Source organism: Paenibacillus sp. J22R160 (assembly GCF_059692135.1).
In genome coordinates this window covers 14,382-38,462 of record NZ_JCAUAU010000030.1, presented here as the reverse complement: position 1 = coordinate 38,462, position 24,081 = coordinate 14,382, and the positions used below count along the sequence as shown (strand labels likewise).

Below are 24,081 nucleotides of genomic sequence, written 5' to 3'. Positions count from 1 at the left end.
GAAGCTTGCCTTCAAGAGGTTTTTTTACCTAAGCTTTTACCCTTAGGAAAGCCTTAGGAACGCTCGCAGTTATTTGATTTTCCTAATGGTAAAAATGAGGAGGGAATCTTAACGTGTCAGAGCATTATTATACGCAGCGTCCAACAGTTAAGCATGATGTTAATGTGGCACAGGAGGAACTGCGCGGCAAAAAGTACACATTCTTGACGGATGCTGGCGTCTTTTCGAAAAAAGGTGTGGATTATGGAAGCAAGCACTTGATTGAAACGATGCAGCTGAAAGAGGATGCCAAGGTGCTTGATGTCGGTTGTGGCTATGGTCCGATTGGCCTATCGGCAGCGGTGATGTGTCCGAAAGGGCATGTGACAATGGTCGACATTAATGAACGGGCTATTGAGTTAAGTGCTGAAAATGCGCGGCGCAATGGGGTTACCAATGTATCGATTATACAGAGCGATCTTTTGGAGCAGGTGAAAGAGCAGCGTTTTGACGTAGTGCTTACTAATCCTCCAATTCGTGCCGGTAAGGAAGTCGTTCATCGTATTTTTACAGATGCCTATGATTGTTTGGTTGATGGCGGTTCAATCTGGGTTGTCATTCAGAAGAAACAAGGTGCGCCTTCAGCGATGAAGAAACTTGAGTCTCTCTACAGTGAAGTTATTGAGGTATCCAAGGATAAAGGGTATAAAATACTTAAGGCAACGAAGTAGAGCTTGAAGGCATTGCAAGTGGAAAGCTTATCTGCCAATCGTGGAAATTAGTTTGACTTGACTTTTCATATGTGATATTATTAAAAAATGTCAGTATTAAGATGGGACACATGTCTTTAGTTAACAAAAATGTCAAGTCTTTTTTTCCTCCAGGATGAATAAAATTTGAACTTATAACGTATAATGTTTGAATTTTAGGAAACTCTAACAGGATGGAAAGAAATATTTGGAAAGTCTTATTGATTACAGGGAAAAATCTTCATCCATACAGTCGCTTAATTCGGACGGGCTCCAATAACGGAGGCGTCCTGAGTGTACGTCGGTCGAAGTTTTTCTTCTTCTTTTTATTTATTGAGTAGAGTTGAGGGGTGAATGAAAGTTGGCGGGACATCTTGTTCAATTTGGACGACGTAAACGCAGGACTTATGCACGAATTAATGAGGTGCTGGGCATTCCAAACCTGATTGAAATCCAGCAAAAATCGTATGAGTGGTTTTTGGAAGAGGGATTACGTGAGATGTTTCAGGATATCTCTCCGATTCAAGATTTCACAGGTAACCTAGTACTGGAATTTATTGACTATAGCTTAGGCGATCCTAAGTATTCGGTTGATGAATCCAAAGAACGCGACGTAACCTATGCGGCGCCGTTAAGAGTCAAAGTCCGTTTGATTAATAAGGAAACCGGAGAGGTCAAGGAACAAGAAGTGTTCATGGGGGATTTCCCTATTATGACCGATACGGGAACGTTCATTATTAACGGTGCGGAGCGTGTAATCGTCTCCCAGCTCGTTCGTTCCCCCAGTGTTTATTATAGCACGAAAGTGGATAAAAACGGCAAAAAAACTTACACGGCAACGGTCATTCCGAACCGTGGGGCTTGGTTGGAACTTGAAACGGATGCGAAGGATATTATCTATGTTCGTATCGATCGCACACGCAAAATTCCAGTTACGGTATTGCTTCGTTCTTTAGGATTTGGCACGGATGCAGAGATTTTGGATTTGCTCGGTGATAATGAATATATCCGCAATACGCTCGATAAAGATAACACGGATTCTACGGAAAAAGCGTTAATCGAAATCTATGAGCGTCTTCGTCCGGGTGAGCCACCTACACTTGATAATGCAAGAAGCTTGATCGTTGCTCGTTTCTTTGATCCGAAGCGTTATGATTTGGCTAACGTAGGTCGTTACAAAATCAACAAGAAATTACACATTAAAAATAGATTGTTCAATCAGCGTCTAGCTGAAACTTTGGTAGATTCCGAAACGGGAGAAATCATCGCCGAAGCAGGACAATTGCTGGATCGTCGTGTGTTAGACGAAATCCTTCCTTTTATCGAAAAAGGAGCAGGCTACAAAGAGTTTACCATTCCAAAAGGTGTAACTGGCGCGGATACAATTCCTGTTCAGTGCATTAATGTTTACTCTCCAACAGAAGAAGGCAAGGTTGTTAAAGTAATCTCTAACGGGGTTATCGACAAACAAGTTAAAAACATCACGCCTGCCGATATCATTTCATCCATTAACTATTTCATCAACTTGCTGCATGGCATCGGGAATACGGATGATATTGACCACTTAGGTAACCGTAGACTTCGTTCTGTTGGTGAATTGCTGCAAAACCAATTCCGTATCGGTTTATCACGTATGGAACGTGTTGTTCGTGAACGTATGTCCATTCAAGACGCGAATGTCATCACGCCTCAAGCTTTGATCAACATTCGACCAGTTATTGCGTCGATCAAAGAGTTCTTCGGTAGTTCCCAGCTTTCTCAGTTTATGGACCAAACGAACCCGCTTGCTGAATTGACGCACAAAAGACGTCTATCTGCACTCGGACCCGGCGGTTTGACGAGAGAGCGCGCGGGGATGGAAGTTCGTGACGTGCATCACTCTCACTATGGCCGTATGTGTCCAATTGAGACCCCAGAGGGACCGAACATTGGTTTGATTAACTCCCTGTCTACTTTTGCCCGTATTAATGAGTATGGCTTCATTGAAGCTCCTTACCGTTGGGTAGATCCGAAGACGGGAACGATTACTGACCAAATCGCTTACCTGACTGCGGATGAAGAAGATAATTATGTTATCGCGCAAGCAAACGCCGAATTGACGGAAGACAGCAAATTTGTTGATTCAGCGATTATCGTACGTTACAAAGATGATAACTTAACGCTGCCGGTTGAACGTGTCGACTATATGGACGTTTCTCCGAAGCAAGTTGTTTCCGTTGCGACTGCGTTAATTCCGTTCCTTGAAAACGATGACTCCAACCGCGCGTTGATGGGATCCAACATGCAGCGTCAAGCGGTACCTCTTTTGATTCCCAAAGCACCTCTTGTAGGTACAGGTATGGAGCACAAGGTTGCTAAGGACTCGGGAGTATGTATTGTCTCCAAATTTGATGGAATTATTGAGAAAGCTGCTGCGAATGAAATTTGGCTGCGCCGCCAAGAAATGGTAGACGGCAAATTGGTCAGCGGTAATATCGTCAAATATAAGCTTCACAAATTTATGCGTTCCAACCAAGGTACGTGCATTAATCAACGCCCTATCGTGAAAAAGGGCCAAGTGATTAAAGCTGGAGATATTCTTGCTGATGGACCATCGACGGAGCAAGGCGAATTGGCTCTGGGTCGTAACGTTGTCGTAGCCTTCATGACTTGGGAAGGGTACAACTACGAGGATGCGATCTTGTTAAGCCAGAAGCTTGTGAAAGAAGATGTCTACACATCCATTCACATCGAGGAATATGAGTCAGAAGCACGTGACACGAAGCTTGGACCTGAAGAAATTACACGCGATATCCCGAACGTTGGGGAAGACGCATTGAAAAATCTTGACGAGCGCGGAATCATCCGTGTCGGTGCCGAGATCGGCGCAGGCGATATCCTTGTTGGTAAAGTAACGCCAAAAGGTGTGACTGAACTTACTGCGGAAGAAAGATTGCTGCATGCGATCTTCGGAGAGAAAGCTCGTGAAGTTCGTGATACATCCCTTCGCGTACCGCATGGTACAGATGGTATTGTTGTTGATGTTAAAGTCTTTACTCGTGAGAACGGCGATGAGCTGCCTCCAGGTGTGAACCAACTCGTACGTGTCTATATTGCGCAAAAGCGGAAAATTTCCGAAGGCGACAAAATGGCGGGACGTCATGGTAACAAAGGGGTAGTAGCACGCATTCTCCCTGAAGAAGATATGCCTTTCCTTCCGGATGGTACGCCTGTCGAAGTTGTACTGAATCCACTAGGGGTTCCTTCACGGATGAACATCGGTCAAGTGCTTGAAGTTCACTTAGGTATGGCTTCCAAGTACCTTGGTATCCACGCAGCTACGCCTGTATTCGATGGAGCGCGTGAGTATGACGTATTTGATGCCATGGAAGAAGCCGGCATGCAGCGTAGCGGTAAAACGATTCTGTACGATGGTCGTACAGGTGAATCGTTCGAACGCGAAGTTACGGTTGGCGTCATGTACATGATCAAATTGGCACACATGGTTGATGACAAAATCCATGCCCGTTCCACAGGACCTTACTCCCTTGTTACTCAGCAGCCGCTGGGTGGTAAAGCACAGTTTGGTGGACAACGTTTCGGGGAGATGGAGGTTTGGGCGCTTGAGGCTTACGGTGCTGCCTATACACTGCAAGAAATCCTTACTGTGAAGTCCGATGACGTCGTAGGACGTGTGAAAACATACGAGTCCATCGTTAAAGGTGAGAATGTTCCAGAACCGGGTGTTCCGGAGTCATTCAAAGTTTTGATCAAAGAGCTTCAAAGCTTAGGTATGGATGTCAAGATCCTTTCTGGCGACGAAGAAGAGATCGAAATGCGAGAAGCCGATGATGACGACGAAGTCACTAGCGATAAATTAAACCTAAATTTAGAGGGCTCTGAATTAGGAGTCAACGAATAAAGAACGCCACAATAGATCGAGATCGATTCACTGCATAGTGGGTTTAAATTCTTAAAGGAGGGTTGCTCCTTGATGGACGTTAACAACTTCGAGTTTATGAAAATCGGTTTGGCATCACCCGATAAAATTCGCTCTTGGTCCCGTGGGGAAGTAAAGAAGCCGGAAACCATTAACTACAGAACTTTAAAGCCTGAGAAAGAAGGTCTTTTCTGCGAAAAGATCTTCGGGCCAACCAAAGATTGGGAATGTCATTGCGGTAAATACAAACGCGTCCGTTACAAGGGCGTCGTTTGTGACCGCTGTGGGGTTGAAGTAACTCGCCAAAAAGTACGTCGTGAGCGTATGGGTCACATTGAGCTTGCTGCTCCTGTATCCCATATCTGGTACTTTAAAGGCATCCCAAGCCGCATGGGCCTTGCATTAGATATGTCCCCAAGATCATTGGAGGAGATCATCTACTTCGCTTCCTATGTTGTAACGGATCCAGGGGATACACCTTTGGAGAAAAAGCAACTGCTTTCCGAAAAAGAATACCGTAGCTACCGCGAGAAGTATGGCTATGCGTTCCAAGCCGGTATGGGTGCTGAAGCTGTTAAAAAGCTTCTGATCGATATCGATATCGAACGTGAAGTTGATACGCTCAAAGAAGAATTGAAAACAGCGCAAGGTCAACGTCGTAATCGTGCGATCAAGCGTTTGGAAGTTATGGAAGCTTTCCGTAACTCGAAGAACCTTCCAGGTTGGATGATCCTAGATGTACTTCCTGTCATCCCGCCGGAGCTTCGTCCGATGGTACAGCTTGACGGTGGACGCTTCGCGACTTCCGACTTGAATGATCTCTATCGCCGAGTTATCAACCGTAACAACCGTCTCAAAAGATTGCTCGACCTAGGGGCACCGGACATCATCGTTCAAAATGAGAAGCGCATGCTGCAAGAAGCGGTAGATGCTCTTATCGACAACGGTCGCCGCGGCCGTCCTGTAACAGGTCCTGGTAACCGTCCATTGAAATCCCTCAGCCACATGCTGAAAGGTAAACAAGGGCGTTTCCGTCAAAACTTGCTGGGTAAACGTGTTGACTACTCTGGTCGTTCCGTTATCGTAGTCGGTCCTAACCTGAAGATGTACCAATGTGGTCTTCCGAAGGAAATGGCGCTTGAACTGTTCAAGCCTTTCGTTATGAAAGAGCTTGTGAATAAAGGTTTGGCCCATAACATTAAGAGTGCGAAACGTAAAGTCGAGCGCGTAAGTCCAGATGTATGGGATGTTCTTGAAGAAGTAATTAAGGAGCACCCGGTTCTTCTGAACCGTGCCCCCACGTTGCACAGACTCGGGATTCAGGCGTTCGAGCCGATTCTCGTTGAAGGTCGTGCCATCAAGTTGCATCCGCTCGTATGTACAGCGTACAACGCTGACTTCGACGGTGACCAAATGGCGGTCCACGTACCATTGTCATCTGAAGCTCAAGCAGAAGCTCGTTTGTTGATGCTGGCGTCAGGTAACATTTTGAACCCGAAAGACGGTAAACCGGTTGTTACACCTTCACAGGATATGGTTCTTGGAAGTTTCTACTTAACAACGGATAACAAATTTGCTAAAGGTGCAGGTTCTATCATTAGAACTGTACATGAAGCAGTATCGTCCTACCAATCGGGTAAAATGGCTTTGCATGCACGGGTTGCTATTCCGGCCAAAGCGTTGAACAAAACTAGCTTTACCGAGAAACAACAAAATGCAATGTTGATTACAACAATCGGTAAAATCATTATGAACGAAATCTATCCAAGTGATTTCCCATTCATCAATGAGCCTACCAAAACGAATTTGCTGAATGGTATTCCGGATGCTCACTTTGTCTTTGACAAAGGTGCTGATCTAAGAGCTATCATGCTTGAACGTCCTGAGAATAAAGCGGTAGGTAAAGAATACCTTGGTTCTATCATTGCTGAGTGTTTCCGTAAATACCACACGACTCAAACGTCGATGATCCTTGATAAAATTAAAGAGCTTGGATTCACGTACTCCACTAAAGCGGGTATTACCGTAGCTGTCTCTGACGTTGTTGTTCCGACTGAAAAAGCAGGAATCCTCAAAGAGTGCGAAGAGAAAGTTCGCGTTGTTACGAACCAATACCGCCGTGGTTTGATTACGGATGAAGAGCGTTATGACCGTGTTATTGCGATCTGGAGTAAAGCGAAGGATGAAATCACAGAAATTCTCATGAAATCCCTTGATAAGTACAACTCCATTTCTATGATGGTTGAGTCCAAAGCACGGGGTAACAAATCTCAGATTACACAGCTTGGCGGTATGCGTGGTTTGATGGCGAATCCATCCGGTAAAATTATGGAGTTGCCGATTAAATCGAACTTCCGTGAAGGCTTGACAATCTTGGAGTACTTTATTTCCACGCACGGTGCGCGTAAAGGTCTTGCCGATACAGCGCTTCGTACAGCTGACTCCGGTTACTTGACTCGTCGTCTCGTAGACGTAGCACAAGATGTTATCGTTCGTGAGGACGATTGCGGAACAGATAAAGGTTTCATGGTCAGCAAAATCCAAGACGGTAAAGAGGTTATTGAAGATCTCTATGACCGTATTGAAGGACGTTATGCTTATGAAACACTTCGTCATCCAAAAACAGGTGAAGTCATTGTTCAACGCAATGAACTCATCGAATCTGGAATTGCAGACGCGATTATTGAAGCAGGCATCGAAAGACTACAAATCCGTTCCGTGCTAAGTTGCCGCACGGATCATGGCGTATGTAAGAAATGTTATGGTCGTAACTTGGCGACTGGTCAATTCGTTGAGATTGGAGAGGCTGTTGGTATTATTGCTGCTCAATCCATCGGTGAGCCAGGAACACAGTTGACGATGCGTACATTCCATACCGGTGGTGTTGCCGGAGACGATATTACGCAAGGTTTGCCGCGTATTCAAGAGCTTTTCGAAGCTCGGAATCCGAAAGGTCAGGCGATCATTTCTGAGATCGACGGTGTCGTCAAAGAAATTCGTGAAGCCAAAGATCGTCGTGAAATCGAAGTCCAAGGTGAAGCGGAATCTAAAGTGTATGCAGTTCCTTACGGTTCCCGCGTACGTGTATCCCTGAACCAACAAGTAGAGGCCGGAGATGAGCTGACAGACGGGTCTATCGATCCGAAAGAAATGCTTCGCATCAAAGGTATCCGCGGCGTGCAGAACTATATTCTGCAAGAGGTTCAACGTGTTTACCGTAACCAAGGGGTAGAAATTAACGATAAGCATATTGAAGTTATGGTTCGTCAAATGTTGCGGAAAATCCGTATCGTTGATGCTGGAGACACAACTCTGCTTCCAGGTTCCTTCGTAGACATTCATGAATATGAAGCAGCTAACAAAGTAGCATTGTTCGCCGGCAATGAACCAGCCGTTGCAAGACCTATCTTGCTCGGTATCACCAAAGCGTCTCTAGAGACTGATTCCTTCTTGTCTGCGGCGTCCTTCCAAGAAACAACGCGTGTCTTGACGGATGCAGCAATCAAAGGTAAAGTCGACCAATTGCTTGGTCTGAAAGAGAACGTTATTATCGGTAAACTCATTCCTGCAGGAACGGGTATGCCTCGTTACCGGAACATCCGTATTACGGACCCTAACGAAGTGCTCGTGCAAGATGAGGATCTCGAAAAAGAAACGGTAGCCGTTGAATAACGACTATTCATCTAAGGGGGATGGCCATATGTGCTGTCCCTCTTGGTTTTTTGTTGCGAATCTATGATTATGTCGAAAGATAAGAAGTTCTTCCTTGACACTGGAACACCGAAATGCTAATATATCGTAGTGTGCCTAAGTTGATATTCTTTCCTTTCTTTGGAGGGGTGCCCAATGTCTTATGATAAAGTCAAACAGGCGAAGAATATAAGTGTAGGGACGAAGAAAGTCACTAAGACGGTCGAGCAAGACAGGGCTGTTGAAGTTTTTGTTTCTAAAGATGCAGATCCGCGATTGACGATAAAGCTGGTAGCTCTCTGTAATCAAAAGGGTGTGCCAATAACCTATGTAGATTCTATGAAGATGCTAGGTAAAGCATGTGGAATTGAAGTTGGAGCTGCGGTAGCAGCTGTTGTAAATGAATAAACGCTCAAGACGTTTTTGTTAGTGGGATGGCGTACATAAGTTTTCGTGACTTTTGCTGCTGCCCTTGGCAAAGACTTTCTCTTTGCTCATTTATGACTCGCCTGGATCTGTGGGCTTGCAAGAAGTTTATCATGTTATGAATGTAGGGAGGAGGTGGCGATATGCCAACAATTAACCAACTAGTACGTAAAGGTCGTCAAGCGAAGGTGGATAAGTCTAAATCACCAGCTTTGCAAAAAGGTTTTAACGCTTTGAAAAGAGAAGCAACGGATTTGAGTGCACCTCAAAAACGTGGTGTCTGCACGCGTGTAGGTACTATGACTCCTAAGAAGCCTAACTCCGCACTTCGTAAATATGCTCGTGTTCGTTTAACGAACCGTGTAGAGGTGACAGCATACATTCCAGGTATCGGTCACAACCTGCAAGAGCACAGTGTTGTATTGATCCGTGGAGGTAGAATTAAAGATCTTCCAGGGGTACGTTATCACATCGTGCGTGGCGCGCTGGATACTTCCGGTGTTAACAACCGTAAGCAATCCCGTTCCAAATACGGTACTAAACGTCCAAAAGTTAAAAAATAAGAAATAATAATCAGGGATGATTCTTATAAGAAAGGGGGATAACTATGCCTCGTAAAGGTCCAGTTACTCGCAGAGATGTATTGCCAGATCCGATTTATAATAGCAAACTAGTTACTCGTCTAATCAATCGTATTATGATCGACGGAAAAAGAGGGGTAGCACAGTCCATTTTATATAACGCTTTTAACCTCGTGAAAGATCGTACAGGTAAAGAGCCAATGGAAGTGTTCGAAGCTGCTATTAAAAACATTATGCCAGTTCTTGAAGTTAAAGCTCGCCGTGTAGGTGGAGCGAACTATCAAGTGCCAATCGAAGTTAAACCAGAGCGTCGTACGACACTTGGTTTGCGTTGGTTGGTCAACTATTCCCGTCTTCGCGGTGAGAAGACGATGGAAGAAAGATTGGCTTATGAAATTATTGATGCTAGCAATAGCACAGGTTCTTCCGTTAAGAAACGTGAAGATACACACAAGATGGCTGAAGCTAACAAAGCGTTCGCTCACTATCGTTGGTAGAATAATAAATTAGATTATAGAAAGGAGACATAACGACCTATGGCTAGAGAGTTCTCCTTAAAAAACACACGTAATATCGGGATCATGGCTCATATCGATGCTGGTAAAACGACTACTACAGAGCGCATTCTGTACTACACTGGTAAAGTTCACAAAATCGGAGAGGTGCACGAAGGTGCTGCTACGATGGACTGGATGGAGCAAGAGCAAGAGCGCGGAATCACGATTACTTCCGCCGCTACAACTGCGCAATGGGAAGGTCACCGCATCAATATCATTGATACCCCGGGGCACGTTGACTTTACCGTTGAGGTAGAGCGTTCCCTTCGTGTGTTGGATGGAGCAGTTGGTGTATTTAGTGCGAAAGAGGGCGTTGAGCCTCAATCCGAAACAGTTTGGAGACAAGCTGACAAATACAACGTTCCCCGTATTGCTTACGTAAACAAAATGGATATCATCGGTGCAGACTTCCTGCAAGTAGTTGAATCCATGCGTCAAAAACTTGGTGCAAATGCTGTTGCTATTCAACTTCCAATCGGTGCTGAGAATGAGTTCAAAGGTATTATCGATTTGGTTGAAGAAGTGGCGTATATGTACAAAGACGATCTTGGCAAGGATATCGAGAAAGTTGAGATTCCTGCTGAGTTCAAAGATCAAGTTGCTGAACTTCGTTTGGAACTGATCGAGAAAGTTGCTGAGCTTGATGAAGAGCTTACAATGAAATATCTCGAAGGTGAAGAACTTACTATCGACGAGATCAAAGGAGCTCTACGTAAAGGTGTCTGCGAAGTGAAAATCTTCCCAGTTATCGTAGGTTCTTCTTACAGAAACAAAGGTGTTCAATTGATGTTGGACGCAGTTATTAACTACCTGCCATCCCCACTTGATGTACCTGACATTAAAGGTGTACTTGACGATGGTACTGAAGTGGTTCGTAAGTCTGCTGATGATCAACCGTTCTCAGCGCTTGCATTCAAAATCATGACAGATCCTTTCGTTGGTCGTCTTACGTTCTTCCGTGTTTACTCTGGTACCTTGAACTCCGGTTCCTATGTTGTTAACGCGACAAAAGGCAAGCGTGAGCGCGTTGGTCGTATCCTGCAAATGCATGCGAACAGCCGTCAAGAAATCAGCATTGTATACGCTGGTGACATCGCCGCGGCCGTTGGATTGAAAGATACAACGACTGGTGATACACTTTGTGATGAGAAAAACCCAGTTATCCTTGAGAAAATGGTCTTCCCTGAACCGGTTATTCAGCTTGCTGTTGAACCGAAGACGAAAGCCGATCAAGACAAAATGGGTATCGCATTGCAAAAGCTTGCTGAAGAAGATCCTACTTTCCGTGCTTCCACAGACGAAGAAACAGGACAAACGATCATCGCAGGTATGGGTGAGCTTCACCTTGAGATCCTCGTTGACCGTATGCTTCGTGAGTTCAAAGTAGAAACCAATGTAGGTAAACCACAAGTTGCTTACCGTGAAACATTCCGTGCTGCAGCTAAAGTTGAAGGTAAATTCGTTCGTCAATCCGGTGGTCGTGGTCAATACGGACATTGTTGGGTTGAGTTCGAACCTCAAGAAGCAGGCACAGGTTTCATTTTCGAAAGCAAAGTAGTGGGCGGATCTATTCCAAGAGAATATATCGCACCTATTCAAGCTGGTATCGAAGAGTCCATGAAAAACGGTGTAATCGCAGGATTCCCGCTTGTGGATATCAAAGCTACAGTTGTTGATGGATCTTACCATGATGTTGACTCCAATGAAATGGCGTTCAAAATTGCGGGTTCCATGGCACTTAAAGCTGCGAAGGAAAAATGTAAGCCGGTTCTTCTTGAACCAATCATGAAGGTTGAAGTTACTGTGCCAGAAGAGTACATGGGCGATGTTATGGGTGACCTTAACTCCCGTCGTGGACGTATCGAAGGTATGGATAACCGTCATGGCGCTCAAATCATCCGTGCTAAGGTACCTCTTTCCGAAATGTTTGGATACTCCACAACACTTCGTTCGAGAACACAAGGCCGTGGTGTTTACTCCATGGAACTTTCACATTATGAAGAAGTACCTAAGTCCATTGCAGAAGAAATTATTGCAAAAGGCAAAGGCGCTTAATATAAAACTAATAGTTACTCTAAGGAGGAATCGTTTGAAATGGCAAAGGCTAAATTTGAACGTAATAAACCGCATGTTAACATCGGTACTATCGGTCACGTTGACCATGGTAAAACAACTTTGACAGCTGCTATCACAACTGTATTGTCCAAAAGATACGGTGGAGCTGCAGTAGCATTCGACCAAATCGATAAAGCACCAGAAGAGCGTGAGCGCGGTATCACAATCTCCACAGCTCACGTTGAGTACGAAACTCCTAACCGTCACTACGCACACGTTGACTGCCCAGGACATGCTGACTATGTTAAAAACATGATCACTGGTGCTGCTCAAATGGACGGAGCGATCCTGGTTGTATCCGCAGCTGACGGCCCTATGCCGCAAACTCGTGAGCACATCCTTCTTTCCCGTCAAGTAGGCGTACCTTACATCGTAGTATTCCTTAACAAATGTGATATGGTTGAAGACGAAGAGTTGCTTGAATTGGTTGAGATGGAAGTTCGCGACCTTCTTAACGAATACGAGTTCCCAGGCGATGATACTCCAATCATCCGCGGAGCTGCTCGTGAAGCTCTTCAAAACCCAGATGGCGCATGGGCTGATAAAATTGTTGAGTTGTTTGAACAAGTCGACACTTATATCCCAACTCCTGAGCGTCAAACTGACAAACCGTTCCTTATGCCTGTTGAGGATGTATTCTCCATCACTGGTCGTGGAACAGTTGCTACAGGTCGTGTTGAGCGTGGAACTGTTAAAGTTCAAGAAGAAGTTGAAATCGTTGGTATCGCTGAAGAAACTCGCAAATGCGTAGTAACAGGCGTAGAGATGTTCCGCAAATTGCTTGACTCCGCTCAAGCTGGTGACAACATCGGTGCCCTTCTTCGTGGTGTTGACCGTAAAGATATCGAGCGTGGACAAGTACTTGCGAAACCAGGTTCTGTTAAACCACACACGAACTTCACAGCTCAAATCTACGTACTAACTAAAGAAGAGGGTGGCCGTCATAAGCCTTTCTTCACTGGTTACCGTCCACAGTTCTACTTCCGTACAACTGACGTAACAGGTATCATCAACCTTCCAGAAGGTACTGAAATGGTTATGCCAGGTGATAACATCACAGTTACAGTTGAACTTATCAACCCAATCGCAATCGAAGAAGGAACACGCTTCGCGATTCGTGAAGGCGGACGTACTGTTGGTGCGGGCGCGGTTGCTACAATTCAAAAGTAATCCCTTTAAATAGAAGAAACACTCATCGTTTAGGCGGTGGGTGTTTTTTTATGCGAATGCCTAAAATTTCGCTTGCATTTAGTTTTTAAATTTTATATAATATTAAACGTTGGTCTGTGACGTTGCGATGATGTGAAAGGTTGCCGACACACCTGGCCCCTTTGCCATGGGGATGGATGTCGGAGAATTTTCACGGAGTATGTCCGATACTAAATTGGGCGATAGAAGGAGGGACTTATATGGCAAAGCAAAAAATTCGTATCCGTTTGAAAGCTTATGATCACAGAATCATTGATCAATCAGCTGAGAAAATCGTGGAAACTGCCAAGCGTTCCGGTGCAGGTGTATCCGGTCCGATTCCGCTTCCGACAGAGAAGCAAATCATCACGATTCTTCGTGCGGTGCACAAGTACAAGGATTCGCGTGAGCAATTCGAAATGCGTACGCATAAGCGTCTAATCGATATTGTGAATCCAACACCACAAACAGTTGATGCTCTGATGCGTCTAGACTTACCGTCTGGCGTTGACATCGAGATCAAACTGTAAAACTACTATAGAATTGAACGTTTAGGAAGGAAATGAGGTGTCAACGATGAAAGGTATCTTAGGAAAAAAACTAGGGATGACTCAGTTGTTTACTCCGGAGGGTAATGTTGTTCCGGTAACTGTCATTCAAGCGGGACCATGTGTGGTTCTACAAAAGAAAGATGTGGATAACGACGGATATGAGTCAATCCAAATCGGTTTTGATGATGTAAAAGCTAGCCGTATCATTAAACCAGAGCTTGGCCATGCGAAAAAAGCAGGGGCAACACCTAAGCGCTACGTTAAAGAAATTCGTGGCATTCAGTTGGGTGACTATGAAGTTGGTCAAGAACTGAAAGCAGATCTGTTTACAGAGGGCGAATTCGTTGATGTAACGGGTACTTCCAAAGGTAAAGGTTTCCAAGGTAATATCAAAAGACATAACCAGTCAACAGGCCCTATGGCTCACGGCTCCCGTTATCACCGCGGACCAGGTTCGATGGGTTCCATTCAAGCGAACCGCGTTCCAAAAGGTAAAAAGTTGCCAGGACACATGGGTAACGAGACTGTAACTTTACAGAATCTTCAAATCATCAAAGTAGATGCTGAGCGTAATGTATTGCTTGTAAAAGGTTCCATTCCGGGCCCGAAAAACAGCTACGTTAGCGTGAAGTCTGCTGTTAAAAAGTAAGAAAGGAGGAAGACAGATGCCAAAAGTAGCTTTATATAATGTAACAGGTGCTCAGGTAGGAGAAGTTGAACTGTCTGACGTTGTTTTCGGAATTGAGCCTCACGTTCATGCGATTCATGAAGCTGTTCTTTTACAACAAGCAGCTGTACGTCAAGGAACTCACAAAACTAAAGGTCGTTCGGAAGTTCGCGGCGGTGGTCGTAAACCTTGGAAACAAAAAGGAACAGGCCGTGCTCGTCAAGGTAGTATTCGTGCTCCACAGTGGAAAGGCGGCGGTACCGTATTCGGACCAACTCCTCGTAGCTATGGTTTCAAATTGCCAAGAAAAGTTCGTCGTTTAGCGATTAAATCCGCTTTGTCCTCGAAAGTTCTTGATAACAACTTGATCGTATTGGATCAACTTCAATTGAATGCTCCTAAAACGAAAGAATTCGTAGCAATCTTGAACAACCTGAAAGTTGATCGCAAAGTATTGGTTGTAGGCGTAGATAACGACTCCAACGTTGCTTTGTCTGCTCGTAACATCCCAGGTGTGAAATTCGTTGCTGCTGATGGCGTAAATGTTCGCGATGTCATGTTATATGACAAAATGATCATTACGCAAGAAGCTGTACAGAAAGTTGAGGAGGTGCTTGCACAATGAAAAATCCACGCGACATTATCAAGCGCCCGATCATCACTGAGCGTACAAGCGACCTAATGGCTAACAAAAAGTATGTTTTTGAAGTGGATCTTCGCGCTAACAAAACAGAAATTAAACAAGCCATCGAAGCAATCTTCAAAGTGAAAGTTACAAATGTAAACACACTCAGAATGCCAGCTAAGCCAAAACGTTATGGTCGTCACTCTGGTTACACTTCCATCTGGAAGAAAGCTATCGTGTCCCTAAGCGCAGAAAGCAAAGAATTGGAATTCTTTGAATCGGTATAAACCATTTCTTAAAGTAAGGAGGAAATCAGAGTGCCAATTAAAAAATATAAACCAACCTCACCAGCTCGTCGTGCGATGTCGGTTTCTACTTTTGAAGAAATCACAACATCAACACCGGAGAAATCTTTGCTTGCTCCTTTGTTCAAGCATGCTGGTCGTAATAACCAAGGTAAAATTACAGTTCGTCACCATGGCGGCGGACACAAACGTAAATACCGTATTATCGATTTCAAACGCACTAAAGATGGAATACCAGGACGCGTTGCTACAATTGAGTACGATCCTAACCGTTCCGCAAACATCGCATTGATTCATTATGCTGATGGTGAGAAAAGATACATCATCGCTCCTAAAGGTCTTAAAGTGGACGATCGCATCGTATCTGGACCACAATCCGATATCAAAATAGGTAACGCACTTCCTTTGGAAAACATTCCAGTAGGTACAGTTATCCACAACATTGAGTTGAAACCTGGTAAAGGTGCACAACTAGTGCGCGCTGCTGGTACGGAAGCTCAACTTCTTGGTAAAGAAGAAACTTATGTAACAATTCGCCTATCCTCTGGTGAAGTTCGTAAAGTTCTAAAAGTTTGCCGCGCAACTGTAGGTTCTGTTGGTAACGAAGATCACGAACTCGTGAAAATCGGTAAAGCAGGACGTAATCGTTGGAAAGGCAATCGTCCTCAAGTTCGTGGGGTTGTAATGAACCCGAATGATCACCCACACGGTGGTGGTGAAGGACGCGCACCAATCGGACGTAAATCACCTATGTCTCCATGGGGTAAACCGACGCTTGGTTTCAAAACTCGTAAAAAAGGTAAAGCATCCGATAAATACATTGTACGTCGTCGTACGAAGTAATCTAGGATATATGAATTTTCTTGAGGTTCAAGGAAGGGAGGAACACCCATGGGTCGCAGCTTAAAGAAAGGTCCATTTATTGATGGATACTTACTGAAAAAAGTAGAAGACTTGAACACATCCAGCAAAAAACTGGTTATCAAAACGTGGTCCCGTCGTTCTACGATTTACCCGCAATTCGTTGGTCACACTTTCGGAGTGTACGATGGAAGAAAACACGTGCCTGTATACGTAACAGAAGATATGGTTGGACATAAGCTTGGTGAATTTGCTCCAACACGTACTTACAAAGGTCACGATGACGATAAGAAAACCGGTAAACGTTAATTTCAATTTTTAACCGAGAGGAGGTACTACCATGCAAGCTAAAGCAATATTGAACCACGCTCGGATTGCTCCTCGTAAAGCAAAGCTAGTTGTTGACTTGATTCGGGGAAAAGCGGTAGGTGAAGCGATCGCGATTCTGCGTCATACGCCTAAAGCAGCTTCTCCAATTCTGGAGAAACTTCTAAACTCCGCAATTGCCAATGCAGAGCATAACTACTCATTAGATCCTAATAACCTAGTGGTTTCTGAGACGTTTGTTAACCAAGGACCAACAATGAAAAGGTTCCAACAACGTGCAATGGGCCGCGCTAGCGCGATCAAAAAACGTACCAGCCACATTACAATCGTGGTATCTGAGAAATAAGGAGGGATAACGTGTGGGTCAGAAAGTCAACCCGGTAGGCCTAAGAATTGGTATTATTCGTGATTGGGAGTCCAAATGGTTTGCAGAGAAAGATTTCGGAACTCTGTTGCTTGAAGACGTCAAAATCCGCGAATACTTAAAAAATAAACTTAAAGATTCTGCAGTTTCCCATATCGACATCGAGCGCGCGGCTAACCGTGTGAACGTAACGATTCATACTGCAAAACCAGGAATGGTTATTGGTAAAGGCGGAGCTGAAGTAGAAGTTATTCGCAACTACATCGCTGGCTTGTCCAATAAAAAAGTTCACATCAACATTTCTGAAATCAAAAGCCCTGACCTTGATGCTATCCTAGTAGCTGAAGCAGTTGCACTTCAATTAGAGCGTCGTGTTTCTTTCCGTCGTGCAATGAAACAAGCTATGCAAAGAACAATGAGATCCGGAGCAAAAGGTATCAAAGTAGCAACTAGCGGACGTCTTGGCGGCGCTGAGATCGCTCGTACGGAAGGATATAGCGAAGGAACTGTTCCACTTCATACGCTTCGTGCTGATATCGACTACGGTACTGCAGAAGCGCACACTACTTACGGACGTATTGGTGTAAAAGTATGGATCTATCGTGGAGAAGTGCTTCCGACAGCTAAGAAAAAGGCTCAGCCGGAAGGAGGAAATTAAATCATGTTAGTACCTAAACGTGTAAAACACCGTAAAGAACACCGCGGTAGCATGAAAGGTCGCGCTAAAGGCGGAACGGAAGTAGCTTTTGGCGAATATGGTCTGCAAGCAGTTGAACCGGCTTGGGTAACCAACCGTCAAATCGAAGCAGCTCGTATTGCCATGACACGTTATATCAAACGTGGCGGTAAAGTTTGGATTAAAATTTTCCCAGCTAAACCAGTTACACAAAAACCGCTTGAAGTTCGTATGGGTAGCGGTAAAGGTAACGTGGAGAAATGGGTTTCCGTAGTAAAACCGGGCAAAATTTTGTTTGAACTTGCTGGTGTTAGTGAAGAGGTCGCTCGCGAAGCGATGCGTCTTGCTGCTCACAAGCTTCCAATCAAAACGAAGTTCGTGAAAAGAGAAGAAGTAGGCGGTGAAGCAAATGAAGGGTAGTGAATTCCGGAACTTAACCACTGCTGAAATCGAGCAAAAAGTTAATGGTTTTAAAGAAGAACTCTTTAACCTCCGTTTTCAACTAGCTACTGGTCAATTGGACAATCCGACTCAAATTCGTGATTTGCGTAAAGAGATCGCTCGTGCCAAGACTATTTTGCGTGAAAGAGAATTGGGTATTGGGTAACCAAATCTAGAAGGGAGGCTTCCTTAGATGGCTGAACGTAACGATCGTAAAGTTCTGATCGGTAAAGTTGTCAGTGATAAAATGGATAAAACCATTGTTGTTGCTGTTGAAACTTACAAAAAACATGATCTCTATCACAAGAGAATCAAATATACGAAGAAATTCAAAGCTCATGATGAAAACAATCAAGCTAAAATCGGTGACACTGTAAAAATTTCCGAAACTAGACCTTTGTCCAAAGATAAATCTTGGAGACTTGTTGAAGTTCTTGAAGTTGCAGTTGTTATCTAATAATCTAGATATGAACCCCGAAAGGAGGGAATACGATGATTCAACCATTTACTCGTTTGGCTGTTGCTGACAACTCCGGTGCTAAGCAATTGATGTGTATCCGTGTTTTGGGTGGTACTGGTCGTCGCGTTGGTCACATTGGTGATTTGATCGTATGTTCAGTAAAAGAAGCAACACCTGGTGGCGTTGTCAAAAAAGGTGACGTTGTTAAAGCAGTTATCGTTCGCACTAAGAGCGGTGCTCGCCGTAAAGACGGATCATATATCTCATTTGATGAGAATGCGGCTGTTATCGTGAAAGAAGATAAAAGTCCACGTGGTACACGTATCTTTGGACCAGTTGCACGCGAACTTCGTGACAGAGACTTCATGAAGATCGTATCCTTGGCTCCAGAAGTTATCTAAGAACAGTTAGTCTGTTTTCCTTACGGGAAACCTCAGGAGGTGTAGAAGCTAATGCCAAGAACTAAAAAGAGATTAGAATCTCATAACAATAAACTGCACGTGAAAAAAGACGATACGGTTTTTGTAATCACTGGTAAAGACAAAGGTAAGAAGGGCCGTGTAATCGCTGCTTATCCTCGTCAAAACCGTGTATTGGTTGAAGGTGTAAACATGGTTAAGAAACATGCGAAACCATCCCAACAAAACCCGCAAGGCGGTATCTTGAATCAAGAAGCTGCAATCCACGTTTCTAACGTGATGCTGATTGATCCTAAGAGCGGCAAACCTACTCGCGTAGGATACAAAGTATTGGATAACGGAACGAAAGTTCGTATCGCGAAAAAATCCGGCGAAGTTATCGACTAATACAAACAAGCATGGAAAGGAGGCAATTGAGTCATGGCAGTAAGAATGAAAGATCGTTATTTGAACGAAATTACTCCAGCGTTAATTCAAAAGTTTAACTACTCAACAGTAATGCAAGTTCCTAAAATCGAGAAAATCGTTATCAACATGGGTGTTGGTGAGGCTGTATCGAATTCCAAAGTGCTTGATACTGCAGTAGAAGATCTTCAAAAAATCGCTGGTCAAAAACCAGTTGTAACTAAATCCAAAAAAGCAATCGCGGGTTTCAAACTTCGTGAGAACATGCCAATCGGTGTGAAGGTTACACTTCGCGGCGAACGCATGTATCATTTCTTGGATAAACTTTTCAACGTATCACTTCCACGTGTACGTGACTTCCGCGGTATTTCCAACAAGGCTTTTGATGGCCGTGGAAACTACACGCTTGGTTTGAAAGAACAACTCATTTTCCCTGAAATTGAGTATGATAAGGTTGATAAAGTTCGTGGTATGGATATCGTTATCGTAACAACGGCTAAGTCCGACGAGGAAGCTCGCGAGCTTTTAACACAACTCGGAGCGCCTTTCGTAAAATAGGTTCCAGGTCGTACCTATCAGGAGGTGTTATATTAAGTGGCAAAAACTTCGATGAAAGTCAAACAACAACGTACCCCGAAGTTTAAAGTGCAAGCATACACACGTTGTGAGCGCTGCGGACGTCCGCATTCAGTGCTTCGCAAGTTCAAAATTTGTCGGATTTGTTTCCGCGAATTAGCACACAAAGGTCAGATTCCAGGCGTGAAAAAAGCAAGCTGGTAATCACCCTATTTTCGGGAAGGAGGTTTACACAAATGGTCATGTCAGATCCAATTGCAGATATGCTAACTCGCATTCGTAATGCGAATATCGTACGTCATGAAACAGTTGAAATCCCTGCATCAAAAGTGAAAAGGGAAATCGCTGAAATCCTCAAAAAAGAAGGATTTATCCGTGATGCTGAGTACGTTGAAGATAGCAAACAAGGTATCATTCGTTTGTTCCTGAAATATGGTTCAAACAATGAGCGTGTTATCTCCGGTTTGAAGAGAATCTCCAAACCAGGACTACGCGTTTACACTAAATCACAAGAAATCCCTCGAGTATTGGGCGGATTAGGGATTGCCATCATCTCCACATCTAAAGGAGTTATGACGGATAAAGATGCTCGTCAATCCAAAGCTGGCGGAGAGGTTATCTGCTACGTTTGGTAATACAATTGTAATTGAATGGAGGTGCAAACATGTCTCGTATTGGTCGCAAACCAATCACCATTCCAAGTGGTGTAAATGTAACACTAGAGAATACTCAAATCACGGTTAAAGGTCCTAAAGGTTCTTTGTCCCGTGAACTTCATAAAGATATGAAAGTAAGTGTTCTAGAAAACGAGATTTCCGTTGAGCGTCCTTCCGACAACAAGCTCCACCGTGCTTTGCATGGTACAACACGTAGTGTTGTTGCCAACATGGTAAGTGGTGTTACGGAAGGCTTTGCGAAATCTTTGGATCTAGTAGGCGTAGGTTACCGTGCTAACAAAAGCGGTGACAAATTGGTTCTCAACGTTGGGTACTCCCATCCAGTTGAAATCACTCCAGAGAGCGGTATTGAGTTCGAAGTTCCTTCGAACACAAAAATTATCGTTCGCGGAATTGATAAAGAACGCGTTGGCGCTATGGCAGCTAAAGTTCGTTCCGTACGTGAGCCTGAGCCGTATAAAGGTAAAGGTATCAAGTATGAAGGCGAGCGCATTCTTCGTAAAGAAGGTAAAGCTGGTAAGAAGAAATAAGATCGTTAGATCGCGGGTAATAGCTAAGAGCTTTCGTGAGAAAGCTTGCTATCTAAGCATAAGCCTCGCATCATAAGTGATGAAAGGAGTGTAAGTATAGATGATTACTAAAGGCGATAAAAACAAAGCACGTTTGAAAAGACACCTTCGCGTTCGTAAGAAAATTGAAGGTACAACTGCTCGCCCACGTTTGAACATTTTCCGTTCTTCCAAACACATGTATGCTCAACTGATTGATGACACTACTGGTGTTACAATTGCTTCTGCATCTACACAAGATAAAGATCTGAAAAGTGATATCGGTAACGGCGGTAACGTTGAAGCTGCTCGTAAAGTTGGCGCATTGATCGCAGAGCGTGCAAAAGAGAAAGGTGTAAACCAAGTGGTATTTGACCGCGGTGGATACCTCTATCATGGACGTGTGCAAGCATTGGCTGACGCAGCTCGTGAAGCTGGACTAGAATTCTAGGAAAAACATATATAAGGAGGTAAAAGACTTGCGTGTAGATCCTAATACTTTAGAGCTAACAGAAAAAGTCGTTAATATTAATCGCGTAGCTAAAGTAGTAAAAGGCGGACGTCGTTTCAGCTTCAGCGCACTTGTTGTCGTTGGCGATGGCAATGGCTGGGTTGGCGCAGGAATCGGTAAAGCTTCCGAAGTTCCTGATGCAATCCGTAAAGGTATTGAAGATGCGAAAAAGAACTTGATTCATGTTCCAATCGTAGGCACTTCGATTCCTCACCTTGTAACTGGTAAGTTTGGAGCAGGACGCGTTCTGCTTAAGCCAGCTTCCCAAGGTACAGGAGTTATCGCAGGCGGACCAGTTCGTGCAGTACTTGAACTTGCTGGTGTCGGCGATATTTTGACAAAATCCCTTGGTTCATCGAACTCTATGAACATGGTTAATGCTACGCTTGAAGGCTTGAGCCGCTTGAAAAAAGCGGAAGAAGTTGCTAAGCTTCGTGGTAAAACTGTTCAAGAGTTACTAGGTTAGGAGGGGTAAACATGGCGAAACAATTAGCAATTACCCTAAAACGCAGCCTGATTGGCCGCCCTGAAACGCAACGTGTTACAGTGAAAACTCTTGGTCTGCGCAAGCTGCACCAAACTGTTCTTCACCAAGACAACGCAGCAATCAGAGGTATGGTTAATCAAGTAAGTCATTTGGTAGAAGTTAAAGAAATCGAAGCATAATTGCACGATATAAAGATCTAGAGGAGGTGTACAACGATGAAGTTACATGAACTAAGTTCTGCTACTGGATCTCGTCAAACTCGCAAACGTGTTGGACGTGGAACAAGTAGTGGTATGGGTAAAACATCAACTCGCGGACACAAAGGTCAAAACGCACGTTCCGGTGGTGGCGTTCGTCCTGGATTCGAGGGTGGACAAAACCCGTTATACCGTCGTTTACCTAAACGTGGTTTCACGAACCGTTTCCGTACGGAGTACGCAATCGTGAACCTTGAAGATTTGAACAATTTCGCAGCTGGTACCGAAGTTACTCCGGAAGTTTTGATGGAGTCTGGTATTGTTAAAGCTCCTAAAGACGGTATCAAGATTTTAGGAAACGGTGAAATCACAGTAAAATTAACCGTTAAAGCGAATAAGTTCTCTCAATCAGCGATTGAGAAAATCCAAGCTGCCGGCGGTCAAACCGAGGTGATTTAATGTTCAGTACCATAGCCAACATCTTCAAGGTAGAGGATTTACGTAGAAGGATAGTATTCACACTCATCTTGTTAATCGTCTACCGCTTAGGCGCCTTCATTCCGGTACCTAACATAAATACAGATGTTCTTAAACTTCAAGACCAAGCGAATCAGAGCGATGTCTTTGGTTTGCTTAACACGTTTTCCGGCGGTGCGCTCTTCCAATTCTCCATCTTCGCGATGGGAATTATGCCTTACATCACAGCTTCTATCATCGTTCAGCTTTTGTCCATGGATGTAGTGCCGCGCTTTGCGCAATGGGCGAAAGAAGGGGATGTCGGAAGAAAGAAGATGACGCAAGTTACTCGGTACGGTACGATTGTTTTAGGAATTGTTCAAGCTTTTGGTCTCTCAATCGGGTTCAACCGCTTATATAGTGGACTCGTAATTGATCCAGGCTTTGCAACATTTGCTTTGATCGCTATCGTTCTGACAGCTGGTACAGCTTTCTTGATGTGGCTTGGAGAGCAAATCACTGAATTTGGGATTGGCAACGGTATTTCCATTATCATCTTTGCAGGTATCGTCGCGGCGATTCCTACAAGCATTCAACAAATTTACAAATCACTATTTGCAACCGATGCGGCTTTGTTCCTGAGTATCGTGAAGCTGATTATTATTGCTATCGTTGTTGTGCTGATTATTGCTGGTGTCATCTTTGTACAACAAGGGGTTCGTAAGATTCCTGTACAATATGCTAAGCGTGTAGTTGGTCGTAAAATGTATGGTGGTCAAACTACGCACATTCCACTTAAAGTGAATGCTGCTGGTGTAATCCCAGTTATCTTTGCACTTTCGTTATTAATGTTCCCTCCAACCATCGCAAGTTATTGGAGAGGTAATGTCGTTGCAGAATGGATTATTAACAACTTGAGTATTAACCAGACTGCTCCGCTAGCGATTGTCTTGTATGTACTGTTGATTATCGGATTCACATACTTCTATACCTTCGTACAAATTAATCCGGTTCAAATGGCTGATCAGATGAAGAAAAATGGCGGCTACATACCGGGGATCAGACCTGGTAAAACAACTTCTGTTTATCTGACTCGTGTAATGACTAGAATTACTCTTTCTGGAGCTCTGTTTCTTTCAGCAATCTCGATTCTCCCAATGCTTTTTGGAGGTCTTGCAGGCTTGCCAAGTTCGGTTCGGATTGGTGGTACATCTTTACTTATCGTAGTAGGCGTTGGTCTTGAAACGATGAAACAAATCGAGAGCCAATTGATTAAACGGCATTACAAAGGGTTCATCAATAAATAGCAAATAGGTTCTGATGG

Annotated in this window: 30 protein-coding genes; all 30 read left to right on the top strand. The window is 44.1% G+C overall.

Annotated features, from left to right (window positions below; translation table 11 throughout):
- Window positions 1-113 precede the first annotated feature (113 nt).
- Window positions 114-710 carry a class I SAM-dependent methyltransferase gene (locus AC58UW_RS31375; RefSeq protein WP_497424440.1) on the top strand — a complete coding sequence of 199 codons (597 nt, stop codon included), beginning with the start codon at window positions 114-116 and terminating at the stop codon, window positions 708-710.
- Window positions 711-1,089: 379 nt separating this feature from the next.
- Complete coding sequence (rpoB, locus tag AC58UW_RS31370) at window positions 1,090-4,629, top strand: DNA-directed RNA polymerase subunit beta (protein ID WP_497424439.1); 3,540 nt, start codon at window positions 1,090-1,092, stop codon at window positions 4,627-4,629.
- Between the two features lie 69 nt (window positions 4,630-4,698).
- Window positions 4,699-8,319 (top strand): DNA-directed RNA polymerase subunit beta', encoded by a 3,621-nt coding sequence (gene rpoC, locus AC58UW_RS31365; protein WP_497424438.1) that lies wholly within the window; start codon window positions 4,699-4,701, stop codon window positions 8,317-8,319.
- Window positions 8,320-8,493: 174 nt separating this feature from the next.
- Window positions 8,494-8,745: a ribosomal L7Ae/L30e/S12e/Gadd45 family protein gene (locus AC58UW_RS31360; protein WP_145669483.1), complete on the top strand. Its 252-nt coding sequence runs from the start codon at window positions 8,494-8,496 to the stop codon at window positions 8,743-8,745.
- A gap of 161 nt (window positions 8,746-8,906) precedes the next feature.
- Window positions 8,907-9,326: a 30S ribosomal protein S12 gene (rpsL, locus tag AC58UW_RS31355; RefSeq protein ID WP_028557500.1), complete on the top strand. Its 420-nt coding sequence runs from the start codon at window positions 8,907-8,909 to the stop codon at window positions 9,324-9,326.
- Between the two features lie 44 nt (window positions 9,327-9,370).
- Entirely contained in the window at window positions 9,371-9,841 is a 471-nt protein-coding gene (gene rpsG, locus AC58UW_RS31350) for a 30S ribosomal protein S7 (RefSeq protein WP_127457544.1), read from the top strand.
- Between the two features lie 39 nt (window positions 9,842-9,880).
- Window positions 9,881-11,956, top strand: coding sequence for an elongation factor G (gene fusA / locus AC58UW_RS31345; protein ID WP_497424437.1), 2,076 nt, complete (start codon window positions 9,881-9,883; stop codon window positions 11,954-11,956).
- A 39-nt stretch (window positions 11,957-11,995) separates the two neighbouring features.
- Window positions 11,996-13,186, top strand: coding sequence for an elongation factor Tu (gene tuf / locus AC58UW_RS31340; RefSeq protein WP_145669490.1), 1,191 nt, complete (start codon window positions 11,996-11,998; stop codon window positions 13,184-13,186).
- 239 nt (window positions 13,187-13,425) lie between these two features.
- Complete coding sequence (gene rpsJ / locus AC58UW_RS31335) at window positions 13,426-13,734, top strand: 30S ribosomal protein S10 (RefSeq protein ID WP_028557496.1); 309 nt, start codon at window positions 13,426-13,428, stop codon at window positions 13,732-13,734.
- 46 nt (window positions 13,735-13,780) lie between these two features.
- Complete coding sequence (rplC, locus tag AC58UW_RS31330) at window positions 13,781-14,404, top strand: 50S ribosomal protein L3 (RefSeq protein WP_029196463.1); 624 nt, start codon at window positions 13,781-13,783, stop codon at window positions 14,402-14,404.
- 16 nt (window positions 14,405-14,420) lie between these two features.
- Window positions 14,421-15,047, top strand: a complete 627-nt coding sequence (gene rplD / locus AC58UW_RS31325) for a 50S ribosomal protein L4 (protein WP_497424436.1) — start codon at window positions 14,421-14,423, stop codon at window positions 15,045-15,047.
- Window positions 15,044-15,334 carry a 50S ribosomal protein L23 gene (gene rplW / locus AC58UW_RS31320; RefSeq protein WP_127457540.1) on the top strand — a complete coding sequence of 97 codons (291 nt, stop codon included), beginning with the start codon at window positions 15,044-15,046 and terminating at the stop codon, window positions 15,332-15,334. The genes rplD and rplW overlap by 4 nt, the downstream gene beginning before the upstream one ends.
- Window positions 15,335-15,364: 30 nt before the next feature.
- Complete coding sequence (gene rplB, locus AC58UW_RS31315; RefSeq protein WP_315955991.1) at window positions 15,365-16,195, top strand: 50S ribosomal protein L2; 831 nt, start codon at window positions 15,365-15,367, stop codon at window positions 16,193-16,195.
- A 48-nt stretch (window positions 16,196-16,243) separates the two neighbouring features.
- Window positions 16,244-16,522, top strand: coding sequence for a 30S ribosomal protein S19 (gene rpsS / locus AC58UW_RS31310; RefSeq protein WP_029196461.1), 279 nt, complete (start codon window positions 16,244-16,246; stop codon window positions 16,520-16,522).
- Window positions 16,523-16,553: 31 nt separating this feature from the next.
- Entirely contained in the window at window positions 16,554-16,886 is a 333-nt protein-coding gene (gene rplV, locus AC58UW_RS31305) for a 50S ribosomal protein L22 (RefSeq protein WP_145669494.1), read from the top strand.
- A 13-nt stretch (window positions 16,887-16,899) separates the two neighbouring features.
- A complete protein-coding gene (gene rpsC, locus AC58UW_RS31300) occupies window positions 16,900-17,562 on the top strand; it encodes a 30S ribosomal protein S3 (protein ID WP_167067701.1) in 663 nt (220 codons plus the stop codon).
- Window positions 17,563-17,565: 3 nt separating this feature from the next.
- Window positions 17,566-18,000, top strand: a complete 435-nt coding sequence (gene rplP / locus AC58UW_RS31295; protein WP_157326751.1) for a 50S ribosomal protein L16 — start codon at window positions 17,566-17,568, stop codon at window positions 17,998-18,000.
- A complete protein-coding gene (gene rpmC, locus AC58UW_RS31290) occupies window positions 17,990-18,187 on the top strand; it encodes a 50S ribosomal protein L29 (protein WP_028557487.1) in 198 nt (65 codons plus the stop codon). Before rplP ends, rpmC begins: the two co-directional genes overlap by 11 nt.
- A 27-nt stretch (window positions 18,188-18,214) precedes the next feature.
- Window positions 18,215-18,478: a 30S ribosomal protein S17 gene (rpsQ, locus tag AC58UW_RS31285; protein WP_157326750.1), complete on the top strand. Its 264-nt coding sequence runs from the start codon at window positions 18,215-18,217 to the stop codon at window positions 18,476-18,478.
- A gap of 35 nt (window positions 18,479-18,513) precedes the next feature.
- Window positions 18,514-18,882 carry a 50S ribosomal protein L14 gene (gene rplN / locus AC58UW_RS31280; protein WP_028557485.1) on the top strand — a complete coding sequence of 123 codons (369 nt, stop codon included), beginning with the start codon at window positions 18,514-18,516 and terminating at the stop codon, window positions 18,880-18,882.
- A gap of 51 nt (window positions 18,883-18,933) precedes the next feature.
- Window positions 18,934-19,287: a 50S ribosomal protein L24 gene (rplX, locus tag AC58UW_RS31275; protein WP_209856245.1), complete on the top strand. Its 354-nt coding sequence runs from the start codon at window positions 18,934-18,936 to the stop codon at window positions 19,285-19,287.
- Between the two features lie 33 nt (window positions 19,288-19,320).
- On the top strand, window positions 19,321-19,863 hold the full coding sequence (gene rplE / locus AC58UW_RS31270; protein ID WP_157326749.1) for a 50S ribosomal protein L5: 543 nt from the start codon (window positions 19,321-19,323) through the stop codon (window positions 19,861-19,863).
- A gap of 36 nt (window positions 19,864-19,899) precedes the next feature.
- Window positions 19,900-20,085 carry a type Z 30S ribosomal protein S14 gene (locus AC58UW_RS31265; RefSeq protein ID WP_029196455.1) on the top strand — a complete coding sequence of 62 codons (186 nt, stop codon included), beginning with the start codon at window positions 19,900-19,902 and terminating at the stop codon, window positions 20,083-20,085.
- A 32-nt stretch (window positions 20,086-20,117) separates the two neighbouring features.
- The gene (rpsH, locus tag AC58UW_RS31260; protein WP_029196454.1) at window positions 20,118-20,516 is read left to right on the top strand and encodes a 30S ribosomal protein S8; all 399 of its coding nucleotides are present in this window, start codon (window positions 20,118-20,120) and stop codon (window positions 20,514-20,516) included.
- Window positions 20,517-20,545: 29 nt separating this feature from the next.
- Window positions 20,546-21,088 carry a 50S ribosomal protein L6 gene (gene rplF, locus AC58UW_RS31255; RefSeq protein ID WP_145669501.1) on the top strand — a complete coding sequence of 181 codons (543 nt, stop codon included), beginning with the start codon at window positions 20,546-20,548 and terminating at the stop codon, window positions 21,086-21,088.
- A gap of 100 nt (window positions 21,089-21,188) precedes the next feature.
- On the top strand, window positions 21,189-21,557 hold the full coding sequence (gene rplR, locus AC58UW_RS31250) for a 50S ribosomal protein L18 (RefSeq protein ID WP_497424435.1): 369 nt from the start codon (window positions 21,189-21,191) through the stop codon (window positions 21,555-21,557).
- 28 nt (window positions 21,558-21,585) lie between these two features.
- Complete coding sequence (gene rpsE, locus AC58UW_RS31245; protein ID WP_056618277.1) at window positions 21,586-22,083, top strand: 30S ribosomal protein S5; 498 nt, start codon at window positions 21,586-21,588, stop codon at window positions 22,081-22,083.
- A gap of 11 nt (window positions 22,084-22,094) precedes the next feature.
- Window positions 22,095-22,283, top strand: coding sequence for a 50S ribosomal protein L30 (rpmD, locus tag AC58UW_RS31240; protein WP_497424434.1), 189 nt, complete (start codon window positions 22,095-22,097; stop codon window positions 22,281-22,283).
- 36 nt (window positions 22,284-22,319) lie between these two features.
- A complete protein-coding gene (gene rplO / locus AC58UW_RS31235) occupies window positions 22,320-22,760 on the top strand; it encodes a 50S ribosomal protein L15 (RefSeq protein WP_314799750.1) in 441 nt (146 codons plus the stop codon).
- Window positions 22,760-24,064, top strand: a complete 1,305-nt coding sequence (gene secY, locus AC58UW_RS31230; protein ID WP_497424433.1) for a preprotein translocase subunit SecY — start codon at window positions 22,760-22,762, stop codon at window positions 24,062-24,064. The genes rplO and secY overlap by 1 nt, the downstream gene beginning before the upstream one ends.
- Window positions 24,065-24,081: the final 17 nt, after the last annotated feature.